Below are 20,420 nucleotides of genomic sequence, written 5' to 3' on the forward strand. Positions count from 1 at the left end.
AAAAAAAGAGTCTATCAAAAAATATATTTTTAGAATATTTTTCAATCATTTTTGAATTATTAAAAGCAAGTTAATGATTTTAAATATTTTTTAGTGTTACTTTTCAGTCACCGCTTGTTAATTTGTAGTCTAGGCTAAAATAAATCCATCTATTAGAATAATTTACTTATTCATAGTGAGTGAAGACCTTTGACCAACGAATCTTCTACACTGCAACGAGGACTAAAAAATCGACATATCCAATTAATTGCTATGGGTGGAGCAATTGGTACCGGATTATTTTTAGGCTCGGCGCAAGTGATTCAATCTGCGGGACCATCCATTATTTTAGGATATGCCATTGGTGGCTTAATTGCTTTTTTAATTATGCGCCACCTGGGAGAAATGATTGTTGAAGAACCTGTTGCAGGATCGTTCAGCCATTTTGCTTATAAATATTGGGGTAAATTTCCCGGATTTTTAGCTGGATGGAATTATTGGATACTCTACGTTCTGGTCGCCATGAGCGAACTTACTGCGGTAGCCAAATATATTAATTATTGGTGGCCTCATATTCCAGCGTGGACGTCTGTCTTATTTTTCTTTGTCGTGATTACGGCAATTAACCTAACAAACGTCAAATTTTATGGTGAGTCCGAATTCTGGCTCGCTATTATTAAAGTTGTTGCGGTTATCTCAATGATTGTTTTTGGACTGTATTTGCTATTTACAGCAGATGTAGGTTCAAGCATTTCATTTAGCAACCTTTGGACACATGGTGGATTCTTTCCAAATGGCTTTAGTGGCCTGTTCTACATGTTGGCTTTCTTGATGTTCGCCTTTGGTGGTATTGAACTGATTGGTATGGCTGCGGCAGAAGCAAAAGATCCGAAAAAAACCATTCCAAAAGCAATTAACCAAGTTGTTTTCCGTATCTTGATTTTCTATATCGGTTCATTGGCAATTTTACTTTCATTAGTGCCATGGAACCAATTAGACCTTGGCGGTCTCGATAAAAGTCCATTTGTTATGATCTTTAGTCAAATGGGTATTGGTTGGGCTGCACACTTACTTAACTTTATTATTTTAACCGCTGCCCTTTCTGTTTATAACAGTGGGATGTTTGCCAATAGCCGTATGCTTTACGGTTTAGCTCAACAAGGTAATGCGCCTAAAATTTTCAAGAAAGTAAATAAACAAGGTGTACCTGTACCAGCAGTTTTGTTGTCTGCATTACTCATTTTTGGCTGTGTTCTTTTAAATTACTTTGTACCTGAAAATGCACTAAGCCACTTAATGTACATTGTAGTTGGAGCATTGGTATTAAACTGGGCGATGATCAGTATGACTCACCTTAAGTTTAAATCAGCAATGAAAAAACTCGGTCAAAAAACTCACTTCCCTGCACTTTGGGCACCATTTAGTAACTATTTGGTTTTAGGTTTCATTGCTGTTGTACTCTACATCATGTGGAGCCAAGGCTTTAAAGAATCAGTGATGATGATTCCAATCTGGATCGTTCTTATGTTTATTTTGTTTAAAGTACTTAATGCTAAAGAACAATAATCTGAACGCTTGTACTTAAAACACAAAAAAGCCATTGTCTAGACAATGGCTTTTTTGTGTAAGACGGTAAGATTAAAGTTTTATAGTGATATCTGTTTAGAGCCACTGTTTCGTATCATCAGCAACAGGTGTGCCATGAATAACGTACATAATCATTGCATGCGCAATACTACCTTTAAATGGTATTTCGGGTAATTCATCAAATTTGAAAAACTGAGCATCACTGAGCTCTTTCTCCTGAATTTCAATTTCGCCCGCTTCATATTCGGCTTTAAAGGCCAACATTAAGTTACTCGGAAATGGCCATGGTTGACTCGCCAAATACTGAATATTCTTAATGTGTAATCCAACCTCTTCTAATGTTTCACGTCGAACAGCATCTTCTAAGGTTTCCCCTACCTCTACAAAGCCAGCGATTAAACTGTACATCTGGCTCGTATTTCTGGCATTTTTAGCCAGCAAAATCTCGTTCTCTCCACGTGTAATAATAGTAATCACACAAGGGGTAACTCTAGGATATTGACTAAAATTACATGCAGGACAAGTCATAGAATATTCAGTCTTATGCTGCTGGGTTTTATGTCCGCAACGGCTACAAAACTGATGATTACGACGCCACTCTAGTAACTGAAAAGCACGACTCGCCTCTTCAAACTGCGGTTTAGTCCAATACTGCAAGAGTTGGCGAATAGGTATGAACTGATATCCATTTGGTATAGGTTCACCTTCTTGGAAATCTCTTGCTATTACTTGAGGGTCTGCTTGTATATGTAAATCATGTTCCTGCTGTTTAAGGCAAGGCAAATTAAAATTCGCATCAACCAAAAGTTGTTGCTGCTGAAAAATATAAGCAATAGGAAGGTTGTTGGTATCCATTTATATACTCGAGTGAAGAACCTTTCGACGACCTCTATAGCTTCTTCAAAAGGATCAGACTTAAAACATATTTTTCAAAAATCTTACGCATATTGGCAAACACCTTCAATTTATTTAATTTGTATCTTTTTGATTAAAATCACATTTTATTCACGCATGCTATGCTTTTAAGTTATATCTATGACTTTATAGCTAACTGACCAGTGATGAACTTAGAAGCACTGCTTCACATAAAATTGATCTCTGAAAATTTAGACTAGTTTTAGTTCCATCTCATGAAGCAAAAATATGCGATTTGGTTTAATTCTGGGTGATCAATTAAATCACCAACTCGCAACGCTCAAGTATTTAAACCAGAATGAAGACATTATTTTGATGGCTGAAGTACTTGAGGAAACATCTTATGTTGCTCATCATCCACAAAAAATAGCGCTGATTTTTAGTGCAATGCGGCACTTTGCAAAAGAATTAAAAGCACAGGGCTGGAAAATCCGTTATCACACATTTAAGCGCGAAAGTCATATAAAAAAGTTAGTTGACTTTATTGCTTTGCAGCAGCAACACTTCTCGGCAAATACTCTCATCATTACCCAATGTGGTAAGTATCGCTTACAGCATGAAATCGATACTTCATGGGCTAACTCACTAAAACTACCTGTTATTTGTTTAGAAGATGATCGCTTCTTTTGTAGCGTAGAACAATTCAAGCAATGGGCAAACAAATATAAAACGCTAAGGATGGAATACTTTTACCGAGAAATGCGCAAGCAAACTCACTATTTAATGCATGACCAACAACCCGTAGGCGGGCAATGGAACTTTGATCAAGCCAATCGAAAAGCGTGGTCAGGCAATCCACCTTTGCCACCAAAATTAACCTTTGAGAATGATCAAATTGATATAGATGTTATTCAACTGGTCAAGAAAGAATTTTCTCAACATATCGGCAATCTCAATTCCTTTCAATGGGCAACAACCCGTCAAAATGCCTTACTTGCTTTAGACCATTTTATTTCTAACAGCTTGCCCCACTTTGGCGATTATCAAGATGCTATGGTTTATGGTTCAGACTTTATGTTTCATAGCCTGCTCTCGCCTTATTTAAATTGTGGATTGTTATTGCCACAAGAAGTGTGCGACGCTGCCCAAACAGCTTATTACAACGGACAGGCTCCCTTAAATGCAGTAGAAGGATTTATTCGTCAGATTTTAGGATGGCGGGAATATGTGCGTGGAATCTATTGGTTGTCTATGCCTAACTATAGCGATCAAAATACCCTTCATGCCAGCACGCCGCTGCCACAATATTACTGGACGGGTAATACCAAAATGGCATGTATGGCCGAGTGTTTCAGAAATACCTTTGAACATGGCTATGCTCACCATATTCAGCGTTTAATGATTACAGGCAACTTTGCGCTTTTAGCAGGTGTAAACCCATCAGAAATTTGCGAATGGTATTTAGCTGTCTATGTAGATGCTTATGAATGGGTCGAGTTACCGAATACATTAGGCATGGCCATGTATGCAGATGGTGGCATTATGGCAAGTAAACCCTATGCTGCATCAGGTAATTACATACATAAAATGTCAAATTATTGTCAGCACTGTACATATAACGTCAAAACAAAAACTGAACCAGACAGTTGTCCATTTAACAGCTTGTATTGGTATTTTATGAGCCAGCATGAGGCCATATTTCGTCAAAATCCCAGAATGGCTATGGTCTACAAAAACCTTGATCGTATGAAAGATAAAGCTTCTGTCATACAGCATGCAAAGTTACTTATTCATCAACTTGATGAGCTTTAAGATCATGAAAAAACAGCATCTACCCCAGAAAATATGTGTCTATTGTCAACGCCCTTTTGACTGGCGAAAGAAATGGGAGCGTTGCTGGGAAGAAGTAAAATATTGCTCTGAAAGATGTAAACGACAAGCCCGCTCAAATAAGTAAATATTTCACGCGATTGTTTTCACTGATTCAACACTACTCTTCATTGTTGAATCAGTTGTCTTTCAATTGATTATATTTGATAGTCTTAAGCATATTTATACTGACGAGAACAGTAAGCTCGTTCAACGTCTGGTGAACGTAATTGTTGATGCTTGGTTTTACGCCCTGCCATACGTTTGCGCCAGAGTTTAAAACTGCTCGATTTTAAGTTGTATCTCATTAAACGAATAACTTCACTTTCACTTAAGCCATATTCTCGCTCAATTGCTTCAAATGGGGTTCGATCTTCCCATGCCATTTCAATAATTCTAGATAAGTCCTGTTCATTAATTTTTTTCATGTTATGCCCTTTTAAATTATGCTGTAACCAAATCTGATTCTTTAACAAACAACCTTTCTGAAATAGCTTCACTTACCCGATTGCTTGCCTTGAATGTTTTCGTGTTTTGCTTCAGATCATAGAAAGGCAAACATGAATTTTTTGTGATTTTTTGCTTTATAAACTCTATTTTTTATATAAGACATAAACAGTTCTAAAACCTTTGAGTGGTTTAACTTTTTATTAACCACTATGACAAAATTTTTAATACCTAAAACATGAAAAAAGCCATTGCCTTGGCAATAGCTTTTTTGTTTATAATCATAAAATTATGCGCCCTTAGCTTAACTGGATAGAGCAGTTGCCTCCTAAGCGACCGACGTGGGTTCGAGTCCCGCAGGGCGCACATATTGAATCACTTAATCCTTCACTTCAGCCAGCAACGTTTCAGCTGCAAGTTTTCCTAAATTATTAGAAGCAAGCGGACTATCGCCTGTTAATAATTTACGATCTCTATGACATTGTCCTGTAATGCCAGTGTTCAAAATCTTCACACCGAGTTTTTCAAGGTTCTCACCGACTAGCCATGGTAAAGCTCCTGGCATATAACCGATATCAATATTTGCCCCCTTATCTAATGAATCAGGGAATACACAAATTTGATAATCTTTAAAAATATAATTCTCAGGCTGTTCATCTACTGCCGCAGCCAATAACGAAGCTGGACCATGACATAAAGTAATAATAAATTTGTCTTGTTCAACTGCCCATTTAAGAACTTTTTTGACATCCAAGCTATGTGGAATCTTAGCTAAAACACCATGCCCACCCGGAATAAATACAGCTGCGTATGGTGAGTTTTCCCCCACTGCATTTTCTAAAATATCGGCAAGTTTTAGCGGATTTTTTAATTTATCTGCATATTTATGAAAAGTATCTAATACCACCTGATCTTGCTTTGGCATTGCCCACATTTCAAGCTTGGCTGGATTACCTGAAAGTGTCGCAACATCAATTTCAAAACCCGCATTATCTAAATGAAACATTGGCAAAAGCATTTCTACTGGATGGTTTCCTGTAGAAAAGAACTTACCGTTTTGCATCTGTATATAACGCTCATCGGTTGCAATCATTAAGACCTTTTTATTACCTGTATACGGCGTTGGGTAAGTCGTACCGTCGTAATCTGTTTTAGGCGAAGTATATTGGCTCAGTGAGTATGGTGATGGGAAGAATGCATTATCTTCTGCCAAATCTGGAGTCGGATTTTTATCATTTGATGCTGGGGTATTCATTGTTACCATCCTTTAGAATTGAAGAACGAAATAACAGCTTTAAGCCAGTTATTATTTCTTAGTACATGTATATTTAGATCAAGAAACTGGTGCAACACGCCAATAGAATTTGGCAATTTTTATATAGAAATAGGCACAATTAATAATTATAAATTTCAGTTTAGGCAAACCTGTTGTTCACCTAAACTATCACAGATTAAATTAAGTATTAATTTCTAAAACGATCTTTCCAATATGGTCACCTTGTTCCATACATGCATGGGCACTTTGTACATCTGAAAAATCATAGGTTTTATAGATTTGCGGTAAGCACTTGCCTTGCGCTAATAACGGCCACACATGTTCATGTAATGACTGAGCAATCTGGGCTTTTTCTTGGCTATTACGTGCTCGCATAGTTGAGCCAGTAATGGTTGCACGTTTTAAAATCAGTTTTTGTAAATCAAATTCTTTTGCAATTCGACCGCCCATAAAACCAATAATCACAAGTCGGCCATCGCGTTTTAATAGATTTAAGTTTTTCGAGAAATACGAACCACCCACAATATCCAAAATCACATCAACACCTTGGTCTTGGGTGTGTTTTAAAATTTCTTGCTCAAAATCTTGGGTTTTATAGTTAATTGCAGTCGTTAAGTTAGAGAGTGCTGCAACTTTATCTTCACTTCCAACTGTAGCAAAAGTTTTAATCCCTAAAGCATGGCAAATCGCTAAAGCTGTGGTCCCAATACCACTTGCACCACCATGAATCAGTGCTGTTTCGTTTTCTTTTAAACAGCCGATATCAAACAGGTTTGCCCAAACTGTAAAGAATGTTTCCGGAATCGCAGCAGCTTGAGTAAATGTTAGATTTTCAGGTATTGGCAATACTTGAGTTGCAGTGACAGCACAATACTCTGCATACCCGCCACCATTGGTTAAAGCGCAAACCTTGTCTCCAACTTTGAACTGTTGCACCTGTTCACCTACAGCAACTACCACCCCAGCGACTTCCAGTCCCGGAATTTGCGTAACACCTTTTGGCATTGGGTATAAGCCCATACGTTGCAATACGTCTGGGCGGTTAATTCCAGCAGCTTTTACCTCAATTAACACTTCATCTGCTTGAGGAACTGGAACATCTGAATCTTGAAGTTTTAAGACCTCAGGTCCGCCGGGAACCGTAATTTCAACAATTTTCATAGTTGTTGGAAGACTCATTGATATGCTCCATGTTTGGTTTATATTTTAAATGTATTGATTTACTTTAATTCATTGAAGATTTAGGTGGAACTCCAAACAGCCGTTTGAACTCTCGACTAAACTGTGAGGCACTTGCATACCCTACCTGATAGGCAGCTTCCGCAACACCCATTTGATTATTTAAGATTAAATCACGTGCCTTATGTAATCGAGTAATTTTGATGTACTGTAATGGAGAATAGTTGGTGACTTTCTTAAACGCTTGATGAAAAAGAGAGACACTCATTCCTGCTTGTTTAGCAAGTTCCTGAACCGTTAAATTATGATAGTAATCTCTTTGAATAATTTCACAAATTGTATAAATCACACTATTTCGACTTATCATAGCCGAAAGATTTTCGATTAAATCACGACTACCGGCCTGTAAAACCCTATAAATAAGCTCTCGTTTTATCTGCTCTCCCAATATCGCGGTATCTTGTTTAGAACGAAGTAAATTCAATAAGCGTAAAGCAACCTCAGATATTGCCGCGTTCATATCTATAATATTTAAACCACAACTGAGCTTTATATCTCTTTTTTCAAGCTCATCTATGGATGACTGCTGCTCTTTATCCATTTTAGTGGCTAAATCAGCCATCATTTGTGCTTCAAACTTAATCGCAATTGCCAGCATCGGTTCATTTTCAACCAACGTATCGCAATCAAAAGGAATAGCAATCGAGATAAGTAAACACTGGCCTTGTTGAAACTGAAAAGTTTCTTTTCCGATATGTCCACGCTTTACGCCCTGTATGACTAAAACAATTGAAGGCTCTTGTAATACAGCGACAGGCTGTGTGGAATGATCAACCCTCATAAGGGTGATATTTGAAATATAAGTGGGGTATAGCCCTTCTTGAGGAGCTAAATATAAAAAAGCCTCTACCAAACTTTTCATCAAATCATTCTGTTGCATCGCTTTATTTTTACGGGTTATTTAAGATTTACTATATCAATCAAACTAAAAGGAAAAAGAGTTTCTTGGTAGTACCTTGTATAAACAAGCAAGTTAAAGCTATTTTTAGGCATAAAAAAACCTAGAAGATCTAGGTTTTTTCACTTAGTCTGACTATTAAGCAGATAAGTTAAAGAACATTGCTGCAATCAAAATAATGACACCGAGCACAATACGATACCAAGCAAATACACGTAGAGTGTGACGTTCAACAAAAAGTACGAGTGCCTTTACTACAAATAAAGCTGCAATAAATGCTGCAACGAAACCAACACCAATATTAATCATGTTGTCTGAGGTCAACACATCAGCATTTTTAATTAAGTCAAATGTAGCAGCACCTAACATGGTCGGCATTGCAAGGAAGAACGAAAACTCTGTTGCAGCTTTACGTGATAAACCTGCAAACATCCCGCCTACAATTGTCGCACCTGAACGAGAAGTTCCTGGAATCATCGCAACACATTGAGCAAGGCCGACTAAAAGTGCCTGTTTAAAAGTGATTTTTGTCGCATCTAATGTTTTATGCTCAAACTGTTTAGATTCAACCCAGAAAATAATGAGTGCACCGACAATGAGGGCAATCGCAACCACAATTGGGCTAAACAAAACGCTTTTAATAAAATCGACGGCTAAAACACCAATAATCACTGCTGGGAAAAAAGCAATTAATACACTAAAAGCGAAATGACGCGACTCTACATCGCCACTAAAGAAGCCTTTAATCAAGTTAATAATTTTTTGTCGATATAACCAGCACACTGCCAAAATAGCACCTAACTGGATCACTACTTCGAATACACGACCACCATCTGAATGGAAATCGATAATATGACCAAATAAAATCAAATGGCCAGTACTGGAAATTGGTAAAAATTCAGTTAAACCTTCAACAAACCCTAGAAATAGTGCTTTTATAACTTCAAAATTTTCCATCACTTGCTCAAAAAGTTAATCACTAGAAAGGTCTAAAAATTTGTTTTATATCATGGATAAACCAACACTTTGGCCTAATTCATGTTCAATATCAGATCATTTCTAGCATTTTGGTTATTGCCTTTAATTAAAGGCCGATTATTTAAAGTGCAATAATGTATCACATCATTATGACAAACTTAGGTTAACTATCGTAAAAAGATAAAATCTAATCAAAAACAAATCGTCTTCTAGTTATAAATAAAAGCTCTTATGCTCAAGCAAGCCAAGAAAAACCATCTTAAAACATCAAACAAACATGATATTATTTCAAGCATATGTCATTTATATTTAAAATTTAAACAAAATGAAAAATACTAAAATCAACGCACGTCATCTGATTATCGATCTCTTTCTTTCCTCTGCTTACCCGCAGCTTACGATTAAACAAATTTTGGTGGCAGCCAAACTGTTTAACTTAAGTGAAAACGGTATTCGAGTTGCGACAACTCGTTTGTTAAATGAAGGAATGATCGAAAGCGTAGAACGGGGAATCTATCAACTTTCACCTTCTACGAAAGATTGGGCAAAAGTAATTCTCAATCGTAAAAATGGTATTAAACAAACTAAAGAATGGCAGCAACATTATCTTGCGGTATTTACAGGCACACTGGGCCGTATAGACCGAACTGCTCTTAAAAAACGTGAACGTGTGCTGCGTCAATTTGGTTTTAAAGAATTAGAAACGGGTATTTACATCCGTCCAGACAATTTAGCTTATAGTTTTGAAAAAACATGTGAAGAACTTGTTTTGGCTGGACTAGAGAAAGAAGCAAAAATTTGTATTATTCAGCATTTCGAGCCATCAACGCTTAAGCAAATTTTTTCTTTATGGGATACAAAACAACTCGAAAAAAATTATGAAATGTATAGCCGAGATATCACACACTGGCTTGAAAACTATACTCACCTCTCCTTAAATGATGCAGCCGTTAAAGCCCTTCTTTTAGGTAGGGAAACGATTGCTTTACTCATGAATGATCCCCTATTACCAGCACCATTTGTAAGTGAGTCTGCGCGTAATCAATTTGCTCAGGATGTACAGCAGCTAGACGCGATTGGCCAAAAACTTTGGAAAAAAATATATGAACAAGAATTAAACCTATAGTCATCTGATTTATTTTTTTACAAACAAATATTTCATTTTTTAAATTTTTATGATTATATTTGTAATATAAGGTATAGATACCAAACTCTAATTTGGGAGAATAAAAATGAATACACAGGTGAGTGTTACGGATCTATTTAGCAGAGAAGAAATACAAGAGCTTACAGAACCTTCAGATGTCTATGGTGCTTGGGCAGTTGCCAGTACATGGGCTGTTATTGGTGGAACATTCGCCAGCTTAATCATGATGTGGGACTACTTACCGAGTTGGGGTAAATTATTAGCATGTATGCTTGCCTTAGCAATCTTGGCGGGTCGTCAGTTATGTCTCGCAATTCTAATGCACGACGCGTCTCACAAAAGTCTATTCAAAAATAAGAAAATAAATGATTTCGTCGGTGAATGGCTATGCGCCCGCCCCATCTGGAATGATCTTCAAAAATATCGTGTACACCATGTTCGTCACCATGCAAAAACATCTACTCCAGATGACCCAGATCTTTCTTTAGTTGCTGGTTTTCCTGTCAGTAAAAAATCTCTAACTCGTAAATTCTTACGCGACTTAACAGGTATGACTGGCTTAAAGTTTAGCTTAGGTCGAGTTTTAATGGATCTGGATGTCATGAAATGGACTGTTGCCAATGACCAAATCTGGTTAGACCGCAGTCATAAAAATTTCACGGACTATGCAAAGAGTATTGCAAAAAACAGTACAGGCGCTATTGCAACCAATCTGGCACTTTATGGTGTTCTAAAAGCATTTGGTCAACAACGTTTTTATTGGTTATGGCCTCTAGCTTACTTAACCCCATTTCCACTTTTTTTACGTATTCGCTCTATGGCAGAACATGCTGGAATGCAAACCAGTAATACTGCTTTAACCAATACTCGAACAACCAAAGCTGGGTGGATCGCGAGAAGTTTTGTTGCACCAATCCACGTAAACTACCATATGGAACATCATTTAATGGCTTCAGTGCCATATTTTAAATTACCGCGTATGCACAAAGTTTTAAGAGAACGAGGTCATGTTCCAGTCCCGCCTAGCTATTTTGAAGTGATTCATTCACTTTCATCAAAACAAGAATCATCAACTTAATGCTTATTTAGAAGACCACTTTCAAATTTGTGGTCTTCTTGATTATTCACGTATATCTAAATTTTTTAGTTTTAACTGAGTTTGATAATACTTCGGTGTCACTCCCATCCAGCGTTTAAAAGCGCGAGTGAAATGGGATGTATCTGCATAACCTAAACTTAAGGCCACAGCTTCAATTGATATTGCACTATTTTCTAAAAGATTATGCGCATGTTCTTTTCGAGTTAAATCAACTAATGCTGAAAAACTTGTATTCTCAGTTGCCAAATAACGCTGTAGGCTCCGCTCTGACATATTCATCATCTGAGCGACTTGCTTAACTTTTAACATTTCCCCCTGACTATTCATCAATAATTTTTTAATTACGTGGCTAATTTCTGCTTTCCATCCGCTGCGTAACTTCAATTTATCGATATCTTTTTTACACTGTGCTTTTAGTAAAGGTGCAAGCATCGGGTCGGCTGTTAGGATAGACTGCGATAAATATTCTTTTGGAAAAATCCAGACATTCTGTTTTTCATTAAATGAACAATTTACACCCAATTCGGCTTTTAGTTTTGAAAAACTGACGGGTTCAGACATATTTAACTTAACGGTACCTAAAGAAGATAATCCTGTTAGATGCTTCGCAATTTGAACAAAACCTAATAACAAAAAAATAGTAGCATTTGGTCTCAACTGAAAAGCTTTCAAAGGCTGGCGTATAGACCAGTAAATATTATCTTGTTCTTGTTTTAACTCTGGCTTAAATGCATCACAACGTGATCCAATAAATTGTTCAAGTGTTTTTAGGGCTTCTTCTAAATTTGCACAGACCATGGCCGCCATACCCACCGAACCATAACAAGATGCTTTCATTTCCAAAGCCAAATAACCCGCTAATGCTGGCTCATGAGTGAGCTCAATAGCATGTTCAAGAAGTTTGTTTAAAGCATTAAATTCAACATACCAATAGGGTTTAGTTAATTGTTCTAATGTTATGCCACTTCCATCTAAAAGCTGATCACCCGAGATATTCCAGCGCTTAACCATATCAACTAATAAATTAATATAAGTTCCGGGTAATTCTGGATTCATGCGTGATCCATTAGCAATCATAATTGTAGCGTCAAATGGTAAAAACTGTCAGTTCATGAACTATGCCACGTTTTTAAATTGATGCATAGTTGTTCAAAGCGGAATCCACTGAATCACGCTACACAGCACAATTTCTGAAAAGAAGACAGGTCACCTTATGAATATCCTAATTGTTCATGCTCATCCAGAGCCACAGTCTTTTACAACATCGCTGAAAACGACAGCTCAACAAACCTTTAAAAAGTTGGGTCATCATGTAGAAGTTTCTGACTTGTATGCAATGCAGTTCAACCCTGTAGCTTCTAAAGAGGATTTTTTAGAGCTCAATCAGCCCGACTATTTCAACTACGCATTAGAACAACGTAATGCCATCAAGCAAAACCTTTTAGCATCTGATATTCAAGCGGAAATTGAAAAGGTAAAACGAGCAGATTTGATCATTTTAAACTTTCCTCTTTACTGGACCTCTGTCCCAGCCATTTTAAAAGGATGGATTGATCGCGTATTCGTTTCAGGACTTTTTTATGGCGGAAAGCGCTTTTATAACCATGGCGGTATGGCGGGTAAAAAAGCAATGCTCTGTTTAACACTGGGCGGTAGAATGCATATGTTTGGCGAGAACTCTATTCACGGACCAATAGAGCATTATCTATCACCTATTCAACGCGGTACCTTAGCTTATACTGGCTTTGAAGTTCTTCCACCATTCATTGCCTATCATGTACCTTATATTAGCCAAGAAGCACGAGAAACCATTCTTGAGGACTATATAACGTACCTTACTCACCTCGACCAGCTCGAACCTTTAAAGTTTCCCAAACTTGAAGAATTTGATGAAAAGTTATATCCCTTTTAATGCTATGTTTTAGCTCTAAAAGTAGAATAACCAGACCTATTTTTCATTTTTGGTTATTCTTTAAGTTATAGAAGATTAGAAGTAGTCATTAAACCACCCTAAAAATTGATCAAACGGTCAAAAAATTTGCTCAATTTTCACTTGGCAGTTAAGAATATAAAACTTAATCAATAATATACACATGTAAAGAAACTAGACTTATCCAGTAAAAATGATAACTAATACTCAATTCATAACCAATCAATTCATATTTTTACAAAAAAATCTTTGACCATTTTTTTCGAATTTATGACAAAAATGTCATAAAAACAAAGCTTATTACTAATAGATAAAAAATATAAATATCAGTTATTTAAATTGGTTTATTAATGTAAATATTCCTTCATCTTTCATCCTTTATTGACTTTTTTTGTATAAAAAATGAGTACTCTTCAGTTCATATAACAGATTTACTCTTAGTGTAATTATGCTATTTTTGTTACATGGAGTTATCAAAGCTTTGAAACTTGTAATTAAAAGCTTTGAAAGCAACACAGTTTAAACGGTTTAACTCTGTTACTTTTAAAAAAATGTCTTGAAGTTCAAGGAAAGATTAAAATGAAATTAAAACATCTGAGCACTGCAATGATTTTAGCAACGCTGCCTGCAACTGGGGTTTTTGCGGCAGCTTTGGATCGCTCTGGACAATCGATGTCCGCATTTTTACAACCGAATAACTACTTCGAAGCAGGTATCACTATTTTAGATCCAACTGTAGAGGGTAAAGAAGCTGGGGTAAGTGCAACACGTCGTAATATTGACGATATGGGTAATGATTATTATTTCCCAAATGCCGCACTAAAATTACAACTCAACGATAAGTTTTCTTTTGGTTTACTTTACGACCAACCATTTGGAGCGGATGCTGAGTACAGTGGTCAGAATGTCTTTGTTTCTGACCCGTCTAATACTATTTTAGCTCCAGCAGCATTAGATACTATCCGTACAAATACTATTAATACAACTTTTAATAATTTAACAGCAAATCAACGTGTTGGCGCAGCTCTTCAAGCACAAGGGGTTAATTTATCTACTCCAGCAGGTCAAGCACAATTTGCAGCAACGCTAAATGCCTACAATAACGACCCAACGACTAAAGCAGTTATTGATGCTGGTGTAAAACAAGGCGTTGCAGCACAAGTAGATGCAGGTTTAAAGCGAGTCAACGGTTTGCTTGGAACTGGTAATACAAAAGTTAAAGTTGATACTCAAAACTTATCTTTTGTGTTTGGTTTCCAACCAACTCAAAACTGGAATATCTACGCGGGTGGTGTTTATCAAACGATCAAAGGAAATGTAAGTTTACGCGGGCAAGCTTATAGTATTTATAACGGTTATGATGCCGACATTAAAGAAACAGGTGGAGCGGGTTGGTTAGCTGGTGTTGCATATCAAATTCCTGAAATTGCACTTAAAGCTTCTTTAACTTATCGTTCTGAAATTGATCATGACGTAAATATTCGCGAAAAAATCCCTACTCTTCCAGCTTTATCACTTTTAGGACAAGATGCAGCTGCTGCTGCAATTGCGAATAGTTCAGCTGATACAACAATCACGACACCTCAATCAGTAAACTTTGATTTCCAAACAGGTATCATGGCAAATACTGTTGCATTTGCTAACGTACGTTGGGTGAACTGGAAAGATTTCGCGATTCAACCATACAAATTTGGCCAACTTTCACAAGTTGTTGGTCCTCTCGTTGGTCGTCCAAATGGTTTTAACTTAGTTGAATATTCAGACGATCAATGGACAGTGAATGCTGGTGTAGGCCGTAAACTTAACGATAAATGGGCAGGTAATGTCTCTGTAGGTTGGGATTCTGGCGCAGGTAACCCTGTAACTACATTAGGCCCAACAGAAGGTTACTGGAACGTAGGTGTAGGTGTTCAATATAGCCCTACTCCACAAACATTTATTGCTGGTGGTGTGAAATACTTCTGGTTAGGTGATGCTAAAGCACAAACTGGTGCCCAAGCTGGTAGCGATCAATATGTTGCAGAGTTCTCTGACAACAACGCGATCGCGTATGGTTTAAAACTTGGCTATAAATTCTAAGTTTCAAACTCATTCATATAAAAAAGGCGTTTAAAACGCCTTTTTTATTGTCTATTCTTAAGCGGGAATATTACGCTGCGAAACTGAACGGATTGCTTCTTTCAACGCATCATAGCCATTAATTGCTGGGAACTGTGGAAACTCAGCTATGACATTTGCAGGTGCATCAAACAAGAAGCCATGATCAGCTTCACCGAGCATCGTTGTATCGTTATAAGAGTCACCAGCAGCAATTACACGGAAATTTAAACCGTGAAGTGCTTTAACCGATTCACGTTTTTGATCTGGTTGGCGTAGTTTATAGGCCGTAATCATGCCATTTTCGTCAGTCTCTAATTTGTGACAGAAAATTGTTGGCCAACCTAATTGCTTCATCAAAGGATGAGCAAACTCATAGAAAGTATCGGACAAAATCACCAGTTGGAAATGATTGCTCACCCATTCAACAAACTCTTTGGCGCCTGGTAGCGGTCCCATCTCGGCAATGACTTCTTGAATGTCGTTTAGGCCTAAACCGTGTTGTTTTAAAATATTCAGACGCTGAGTCATTAAAACATCATAATCTGGAATATCACGAGTTGTTGCTTCTAGTTCTTTAATCCCTGTTTTTTTTGCGAAATTGATCCAGATTTCAGGAACTAAAACCCCTTCAAGATCTAGGCATACGATTTCCATGAATGCTTCCAACGTTGGTTAAAAATTGCTGTATCATACCATTAAGATTTTCAGATTTGCGTTGTTATTGATCAAATCAATTTTATTCATAAGGATCGAAATTAAAGTGCTAAGCAATTTATTCACTATCCTTTAGAATATTTTTCATAACTCAATGCGCCCAAGCCTTTTGCCAGGAACACCCATGACCGTTATTCCGACTATTGATATCGTTGATGCTCTCGCGGCTGAATATGCAGCTAAAAGCCCACGTGAGATTTTAGAGCTTGCATTAAGCCAACAAGGTGAAATTGCAATTTCTTTTTCGGGAGCAGAAGATGTTGTCTTAATCGATATTGCTTCACGTTTGGGTAAGCCGTTCCGTGTCTTTAGTCTCGACACTGGTCGCCTCCATGCCGAAACTTATCAGTTTATTGAAACTGTCCGTAAACACTACAATATCAATATCGAAATTTGTTTCCCTGAATCTGAAGCTGTTCAAAACATGGTAAACGAAAAAGGTTTATTCAGCTTTTTTACAGATGGGCACCAAGAATGTTGTGGTATTCGAAAAGTTCAACCTTTACGTAAAAAACTTGCGACTTTAGATGGCTGGATTACAGGTCAACGTAAAGATCAAAGTCCTGGTACTCGTACTGAAATTCCTGTGGTACAAGCTGATGCTGGTTTCTCAGGCCCAGGCAAGCAACTTATTAAATATAATCCGCTTGCGAACTGGTCTAGTGCCGATGTGTGGAGTTACATCCGTATGATGGAAATTCCATACAACCCTCTACACGAGCGTGGTTTTGTTTCTATTGGCTGTGAACCATGTACTCGTCCAGTACTTCCAAACCAACATGAACGTGAAGGACGTTGGTGGTGGGAAGAAGCAACACAAAAAGAATGTGGCTTACATGCAGGCAACTTAAAAAAATAGTCTGGTATAAAAAAACCACTGATGAATCAGTGGTTTTTTTTACAGTTATATCTCGTACACAAAGTCATATTTAATCTGTAATAAACGCTATATACTAAATTTTACGGTTCTATAATTCTAATAAGAGCTCAGTTAAGGGCTTCTTAGAAAAAGCATGAGGCACAACGAGTTATGCGTCCATTACACCCTATTGATTTTATTTTTCTATCACTAGAAAAACGACAACAACCGATGCATGTTGGCGGATTGTTTTTATTTGAAATTCCTGAAAATGCCCCTGAAACTTTTGTTCGTGATTTAGTAGAAGAAATTCGCCAATCAAAAAGTATTCCTGCCCCCCCCTTCAATAACCGTTTAAATGGTTTATTTTGGGATGAAGACGAAGAATTCGATATCGATCACCATTTCCGTCATATTGCCCTGCCTCACCCTGGCCGAATCCGTGAATTACTGGTGTATATTTCACAGCAGCACAGCTCTTTAATTGACCGAGCAAAACCTCTTTGGACGTGCGACATTATTGAAGGAATCGAAGGTAATCGTTTCGCGATGTACTTTAAGATTCATCATGCCATGGTAGATGGCGTTGCGGGTATGCGTTTAATTGAAAAGTCTCTATCTAAGACCCCACAAGAAAAACATGTAGTTCCCCTTTGGTGTGTAGAAAGTAAAAGAACAAAACGCTTAAAAGTACCAAAGCCGAGTACTAGTAAAATCAAAAGTATTTTAGGAGGCATCAAGTCACAGCTTGAAGTTACTCCGAAAGTCATGCATGAGTTATCACAAACCATTTTTAAAGAAATGGGGAAAAATCCTGACTATGTTTCGACTTTTCAGGCTCCCGTTTCAATTTTAAATCAGCGTGTAAGTGCTTCACGTCGCTTTGCAGCTCAATCATTTGAATTAAGCCGTCTTAGAAAGATTTCTAAAGCACTTGGTGTGACCATCAATGACGTTGTACTTGCTGTGTGTTCAGGTGCCCTACGTGAATACCTGATTAGCCATAACAGCTTGCCTAAAAAGCCTCTTATTGCGATGGTGCCCGCTTCACTACGCACAGATGACTCTGACGTGAGTAACCGCATTACGATGATTCTAGCGAATTTGGGGACTCATAAAGACCAGCCTCTAGAACGACTCGAAATTATTCGTCGTAGTATGCAAAATTCAAAGCAACGCTTTAGCCGCATGACTGCAAACGAGATTTTAAACTATAGCGCTGTGGTTTACGGTCCAGCAGGTCTAAACATCATGTCTGGGATGCTTCCTAAGCGTCAGGCATTCAATTTGGTCATTTCCAATGTACCAGGCCCACGTGAGCCACTTTATTGGAATGGTGCGAAATTAGATGCGCTCTACCCTGCTTCTATTGTCATGGATGGACAAGCACTCAATATTACGATGACGAGCTATTTAGATAAGCTTGAGGTAGGTTTAACAGCATGTCGAAATGCTTTACCTAAAATGCAAAACCTTTTAACTCATCTTGAAGATGAGATTCAACGTTTTGAAGAAATTATTGAAGAGAAACATCTGAAACATCATTCAGCGAGTTAAAAAATTAAGGGGCTTTGAATTGGCCCCTTATTTTTTGATTGTGCGGCACTGGTTAAGCAACTGATGACATACTGAGCGAATCATTGCAGTTGTGATCGGTACTTCTTTACCTTGGTCATTCAACATATAGCAGCTATTTACTGGCGTGCTTTCTAAAACATGTTTAAGACCGTTGCTAATTAAGTTTTCACTTACATTCATGGGTTATACCTCTTATTGTTTGCTAAGACGTTTTAAATGGGGAGAACGTCTAGGGCTACTGTACGTAAGTAGTATTTAAAATTCATGAATGAAAGTAAAATTTCAGTTGTAACAAGGATTAAGCGATATCTTGTTACAACTTTAACTTAAAATGATATCGTATTGCTCTTGCGTATATAAATTTTCGACCTGAAATTTAATAACTCTGTTGATAAAGTGCTCTAAATCAGCCACTGCAGGGGCTTCTGCAGTTAATAATCGGTCAATCACAGAAGGATGGGCAACAACAGTAAAGCCACTCGTTGACTCAAATGCACGCGTATATCGTAATATCTCTCGAAATATTTCGTAACACACTGTCTCCGCTGTTTTGACAAAACCACGCCCCTGACACGTTGGACACGACTCACATAACAAGTGTTCTAACGATTCACGTGTACGTTTACGTGTCATTTCGACTAAGCCAAGTTCAGACACTTGTGTGATTTTGGTTTTGGCATGATCACGTTCAAGCATTTTCTCAAACTGACGCATCACTTCTTCACGATGAATCGCTTCTTGCATGTCAATAAAATCAATAATGATAATACCACCTAGATTTCGTAATCTAAGCTGACGTGCAATGACTTGAGTTGCTTCCATATTGGTTTTAAAGACAGTATCTTCAAGACTACGACCACCGACATAAGAGCCTGTATTGACATCAATCGTTGTCATAGCCTCAGTCTGGTCAATCATTAAATAACCACCAGACTTTAAAGCAACACGTGTTTGTAGAGCTTTTTGAATATCTTCTTCGACGTTATAGAGATCAAATAACGGGCGCTCACCTGGGTAATGAATCAGGCGACTTTGCATATTCGGAACAAATTCATCTACAAACTCACGCAGTTTGCCGTGAATCTCTCTCGAATCGACATAAATCTTTGCAGTTTCTTCACTTGCCAAATCACGAATAATTCGTTGTGGTAGTGGTAGCTCTTCAAAAATTAAAGAAGGAACTGCAACATCAACTTGTTTACGCTGAATATATTCCCATAGCTTACTGAGATAACACATATCTTGAGCAATCTCAGCATCATCTACACCTTCTGCAGCAGTACGAACAATCACACTACCAGGTAGATTATGCTCTGCCTGAATACCTTCGATGATATTACGTAAGCGTTCGCGCTCTTCTTCAGACTCAATACGCTGTGAAACACCAATATGGTTACCATATGGCATAAGAACTAAATAGCGAGAAGGAATTGAAAGATCTGTACTCAGGCGAGCGCCTTTCGTACCAAGCATATCTTTCATAACCTGAACGGTTAGTATTTGCCCCGGATGAAGTAATTCAAAAACATTAGGTGTTGGCTGTGAACGAGGCCAAACCATATCATTAATATGCAAAAAGGCTGTTCTAGATAAGCCGATATCAACAAAAGCCGCTTGCATGCCTGGAAGCACACGGACAACTTTACCTTTGTAGATATTGCCGACAAGTCCTCGTTTCACTGTACGTTCAACATACAGCTCATTAACAGTTCCATTTTCGATTAATGCCACCCGACACTCCATAGGTGTGACATTAATAAGTAGTTCTTCTGACATACATAAACTCAAAGCATTATAAAATTTTTATTAAAGAGTCAGAGGGACTGTTAATGTAGCTTTGTCCACTATTCATCGACAATGCAATT

At 37.6% G+C, this 20,420-nt stretch carries 19 protein-coding genes and 1 tRNA gene; 10 read left to right on the plus strand and 10 right to left on the minus strand.

Annotated elements, in window-relative coordinates; translation table 11 throughout:
• The first annotated feature begins 189 nt into the window (after nt 1–189).
• On the plus strand, nt 190–1,545 hold the full coding sequence (locus AC1PJ9_RS08120) for an amino acid permease (RefSeq protein WP_004885437.1): 1,356 nt from the start codon (nt 190–192) through the stop codon (nt 1,543–1,545).
• 96 nt (nt 1,546–1,641) lie between these two features.
• Here AC1PJ9_RS08120 and nudC read toward each other — a convergent pair whose 3' ends face one another.
• On the minus strand, nt 1,642–2,421 hold the full coding sequence (gene nudC, locus AC1PJ9_RS08125) for an NAD(+) diphosphatase (protein ID WP_311086945.1): 780 nt from the start codon (nt 2,419–2,421) through the stop codon (nt 1,642–1,644).
• Nucleotides 2,422–2,709: 288 nt separating this feature from the next.
• On the opposite strand from nudC, the gene AC1PJ9_RS08130 reads away from it, so the two are divergent.
• Nucleotides 2,710–4,233 (plus strand): cryptochrome/photolyase family protein, encoded by a 1,524-nt coding sequence (locus AC1PJ9_RS08130; RefSeq protein WP_311086944.1) that lies wholly within the window; start codon nt 2,710–2,712, stop codon nt 4,231–4,233.
• Nucleotides 4,234–4,237: 4 nt separating this feature from the next.
• On the plus strand, nt 4,238–4,378 hold the full coding sequence (locus AC1PJ9_RS08135) for a DUF2256 domain-containing protein (RefSeq protein ID WP_077162469.1): 141 nt from the start codon (nt 4,238–4,240) through the stop codon (nt 4,376–4,378).
• Between the two features lie 85 nt (nt 4,379–4,463).
• On the opposite strand, the gene AC1PJ9_RS08140 is transcribed toward AC1PJ9_RS08135, so the two are convergent.
• A complete protein-coding gene (locus AC1PJ9_RS08140; protein ID WP_311086943.1) occupies nt 4,464–4,718 on the minus strand; it encodes a TIGR03643 family protein in 255 nt (84 codons plus the stop codon).
• A gap of 312 nt (nt 4,719–5,030) precedes the next feature.
• Here AC1PJ9_RS08140 and AC1PJ9_RS08145 point away from each other — a divergent pair.
• Nucleotides 5,031–5,103 (plus strand) — tRNA-Arg (locus tag AC1PJ9_RS08145).
• A 13-nt stretch (nt 5,104–5,116) separates the two neighbouring features.
• Here AC1PJ9_RS08145 and hchA read toward each other — a convergent pair.
• The 4 genes from hchA to AC1PJ9_RS08165 all read right to left on the minus strand — a co-directional run bounded on the left by hchA (nt 5,117) and on the right by AC1PJ9_RS08165 (nt 9,107).
• A complete protein-coding gene (hchA, locus tag AC1PJ9_RS08150) occupies nt 5,117–5,992 on the minus strand; it encodes a glyoxalase III HchA (RefSeq protein WP_311086942.1) in 876 nt (291 codons plus the stop codon).
• 201 nt (nt 5,993–6,193) lie between these two features.
• Nucleotides 6,194–7,192 (minus strand): NAD(P)H-quinone oxidoreductase, encoded by a 999-nt coding sequence (locus AC1PJ9_RS08155; RefSeq protein WP_068936381.1) that lies wholly within the window; start codon nt 7,190–7,192, stop codon nt 6,194–6,196.
• Between the two features lie 46 nt (nt 7,193–7,238).
• Complete coding sequence (locus tag AC1PJ9_RS08160; protein ID WP_311086941.1) at nt 7,239–8,132, minus strand: AraC family transcriptional regulator N-terminal domain-containing protein; 894 nt, start codon at nt 8,130–8,132, stop codon at nt 7,239–7,241.
• A gap of 156 nt (nt 8,133–8,288) precedes the next feature.
• Nucleotides 8,289–9,107: an undecaprenyl-diphosphate phosphatase gene (locus AC1PJ9_RS08165; RefSeq protein ID WP_017393864.1), complete on the minus strand. Its 819-nt coding sequence runs from the start codon at nt 9,105–9,107 to the stop codon at nt 8,289–8,291.
• A gap of 346 nt (nt 9,108–9,453) precedes the next feature.
• On the opposite strand from AC1PJ9_RS08165, the gene AC1PJ9_RS08170 reads away from it, so the two are divergent.
• Complete coding sequence (locus AC1PJ9_RS08170) at nt 9,454–10,254, plus strand: PaaX family transcriptional regulator C-terminal domain-containing protein (RefSeq protein WP_002051306.1); 801 nt, start codon at nt 9,454–9,456, stop codon at nt 10,252–10,254.
• A gap of 106 nt (nt 10,255–10,360) precedes the next feature.
• Entirely contained in the window at nt 10,361–11,353 is a 993-nt protein-coding gene (locus AC1PJ9_RS08175; RefSeq protein WP_311086940.1) for a fatty acid desaturase family protein, read from the plus strand.
• A gap of 42 nt (nt 11,354–11,395) precedes the next feature.
• Here AC1PJ9_RS08175 and AC1PJ9_RS08180 read toward each other — a convergent pair whose 3' ends face one another.
• Complete coding sequence (locus AC1PJ9_RS08180) at nt 11,396–12,430, minus strand: AraC family transcriptional regulator (protein WP_311086939.1); 1,035 nt, start codon at nt 12,428–12,430, stop codon at nt 11,396–11,398.
• 157 nt (nt 12,431–12,587) lie between these two features.
• Between AC1PJ9_RS08180 and AC1PJ9_RS08185 the strand changes: the two genes are divergently transcribed.
• Together AC1PJ9_RS08185 and AC1PJ9_RS08190 are read left to right on the plus strand one after the other, a co-directional pair.
• Nucleotides 12,588–13,286, plus strand: a complete 699-nt coding sequence (locus AC1PJ9_RS08185; RefSeq protein ID WP_311086938.1) for an NAD(P)H-dependent oxidoreductase — start codon at nt 12,588–12,590, stop codon at nt 13,284–13,286.
• A 597-nt stretch (nt 13,287–13,883) separates the two neighbouring features.
• Nucleotides 13,884–15,383: an outer membrane protein transport protein gene (locus AC1PJ9_RS08190; RefSeq protein WP_263614489.1), complete on the plus strand. Its 1,500-nt coding sequence runs from the start codon at nt 13,884–13,886 to the stop codon at nt 15,381–15,383.
• Between the two features lie 57 nt (nt 15,384–15,440).
• Here the strand turns inward: AC1PJ9_RS08190 and thrH are convergent, their stop codons facing one another.
• Complete coding sequence (gene thrH, locus AC1PJ9_RS08195) at nt 15,441–16,058, minus strand: bifunctional phosphoserine phosphatase/homoserine phosphotransferase ThrH (protein WP_002051289.1); 618 nt, start codon at nt 16,056–16,058, stop codon at nt 15,441–15,443.
• Between the two features lie 184 nt (nt 16,059–16,242).
• On the opposite strand from thrH, the gene AC1PJ9_RS08200 reads away from it, so the two are divergent.
• A complete protein-coding gene (locus AC1PJ9_RS08200) occupies nt 16,243–16,977 on the plus strand; it encodes a phosphoadenylyl-sulfate reductase (protein WP_263614490.1) in 735 nt (244 codons plus the stop codon).
• A gap of 171 nt (nt 16,978–17,148) precedes the next feature.
• Entirely contained in the window at nt 17,149–18,534 is a 1,386-nt protein-coding gene (locus tag AC1PJ9_RS08205) for a WS/DGAT/MGAT family O-acyltransferase (protein WP_311086937.1), read from the plus strand.
• Between the two features lie 27 nt (nt 18,535–18,561).
• On the opposite strand, the gene AC1PJ9_RS08210 is transcribed toward AC1PJ9_RS08205, so the two are convergent.
• Nucleotides 18,562–18,735, minus strand: coding sequence for a PA1571 family protein (locus AC1PJ9_RS08210; RefSeq protein WP_002116397.1), 174 nt, complete (start codon nt 18,733–18,735; stop codon nt 18,562–18,564).
• A 141-nt stretch (nt 18,736–18,876) separates the two neighbouring features.
• Nucleotides 18,877–20,331, minus strand: coding sequence for a ribonuclease G (gene rng / locus AC1PJ9_RS08215; protein ID WP_004712131.1), 1,455 nt, complete (start codon nt 20,329–20,331; stop codon nt 18,877–18,879).
• Nucleotides 20,332–20,420 lie beyond the last annotated feature (89 nt).

It is taken from the genome of Acinetobacter sp. 70_2 (assembly GCF_056736115.1).

Coding starts and splice junctions, on each gene's coding strand:
- nudC (WP_311086945.1), bottom strand. CDS start 2,421: ATGGATACCAACAACCTTCCTATTGCTTATATTTTTCAGCAGCAACAA.
- AC1PJ9_RS08130 (WP_311086944.1), top strand. CDS start 2,710: ATGCGATTTGGTTTAATTCTGGGTGATCAATTAAATCACCAACTCGCA.
- AC1PJ9_RS08135 (WP_077162469.1), top strand. CDS start 4,238: ATGAAAAAACAGCATCTACCCCAGAAAATATGTGTCTATTGTCAACGC.
- AC1PJ9_RS08140 (WP_311086943.1), bottom strand. CDS start 4,718: ATGAAAAAAATTAATGAACAGGACTTATCTAGAATTATTGAAATGGCA.
- hchA (WP_311086942.1), bottom strand. CDS start 5,992: ATGAATACCCCAGCATCAAATGATAAAAATCCGACTCCAGATTTGGCA.
- AC1PJ9_RS08155 (WP_068936381.1), bottom strand. CDS start 7,192: ATGAGTCTTCCAACAACTATGAAAATTGTTGAAATTACGGTTCCCGGC.
- AC1PJ9_RS08160 (WP_311086941.1), bottom strand. CDS start 8,132: ATGCAACAGAATGATTTGATGAAAAGTTTGGTAGAGGCTTTTTTATAT.
- AC1PJ9_RS08165 (WP_017393864.1), bottom strand. CDS start 9,107: ATGGAAAATTTTGAAGTTATAAAAGCACTATTTCTAGGGTTTGTTGAA.
- AC1PJ9_RS08170 (WP_002051306.1), top strand. CDS start 9,454: ATGAAAAATACTAAAATCAACGCACGTCATCTGATTATCGATCTCTTT.
- AC1PJ9_RS08175 (WP_311086940.1), top strand. CDS start 10,361: ATGAATACACAGGTGAGTGTTACGGATCTATTTAGCAGAGAAGAAATA.
- AC1PJ9_RS08180 (WP_311086939.1), bottom strand. CDS start 12,430: ATGAATCCAGAATTACCCGGAACTTATATTAATTTATTAGTTGATATG.
- AC1PJ9_RS08185 (WP_311086938.1), top strand. CDS start 12,588: ATGAATATCCTAATTGTTCATGCTCATCCAGAGCCACAGTCTTTTACA.
- AC1PJ9_RS08190 (WP_263614489.1), top strand. CDS start 13,884: ATGAAATTAAAACATCTGAGCACTGCAATGATTTTAGCAACGCTGCCT.
- thrH (WP_002051289.1), bottom strand. CDS start 16,058: ATGGAAATCGTATGCCTAGATCTTGAAGGGGTTTTAGTTCCTGAAATC.
- AC1PJ9_RS08200 (WP_263614490.1), top strand. CDS start 16,243: ATGACCGTTATTCCGACTATTGATATCGTTGATGCTCTCGCGGCTGAA.
- AC1PJ9_RS08205 (WP_311086937.1), top strand. CDS start 17,149: ATGCGTCCATTACACCCTATTGATTTTATTTTTCTATCACTAGAAAAA.
- AC1PJ9_RS08210 (WP_002116397.1), bottom strand. CDS start 18,735: ATGAATGTAAGTGAAAACTTAATTAGCAACGGTCTTAAACATGTTTTA.
- rng (WP_004712131.1), bottom strand. CDS start 20,331: ATGTCAGAAGAACTACTTATTAATGTCACACCTATGGAGTGTCGGGTG.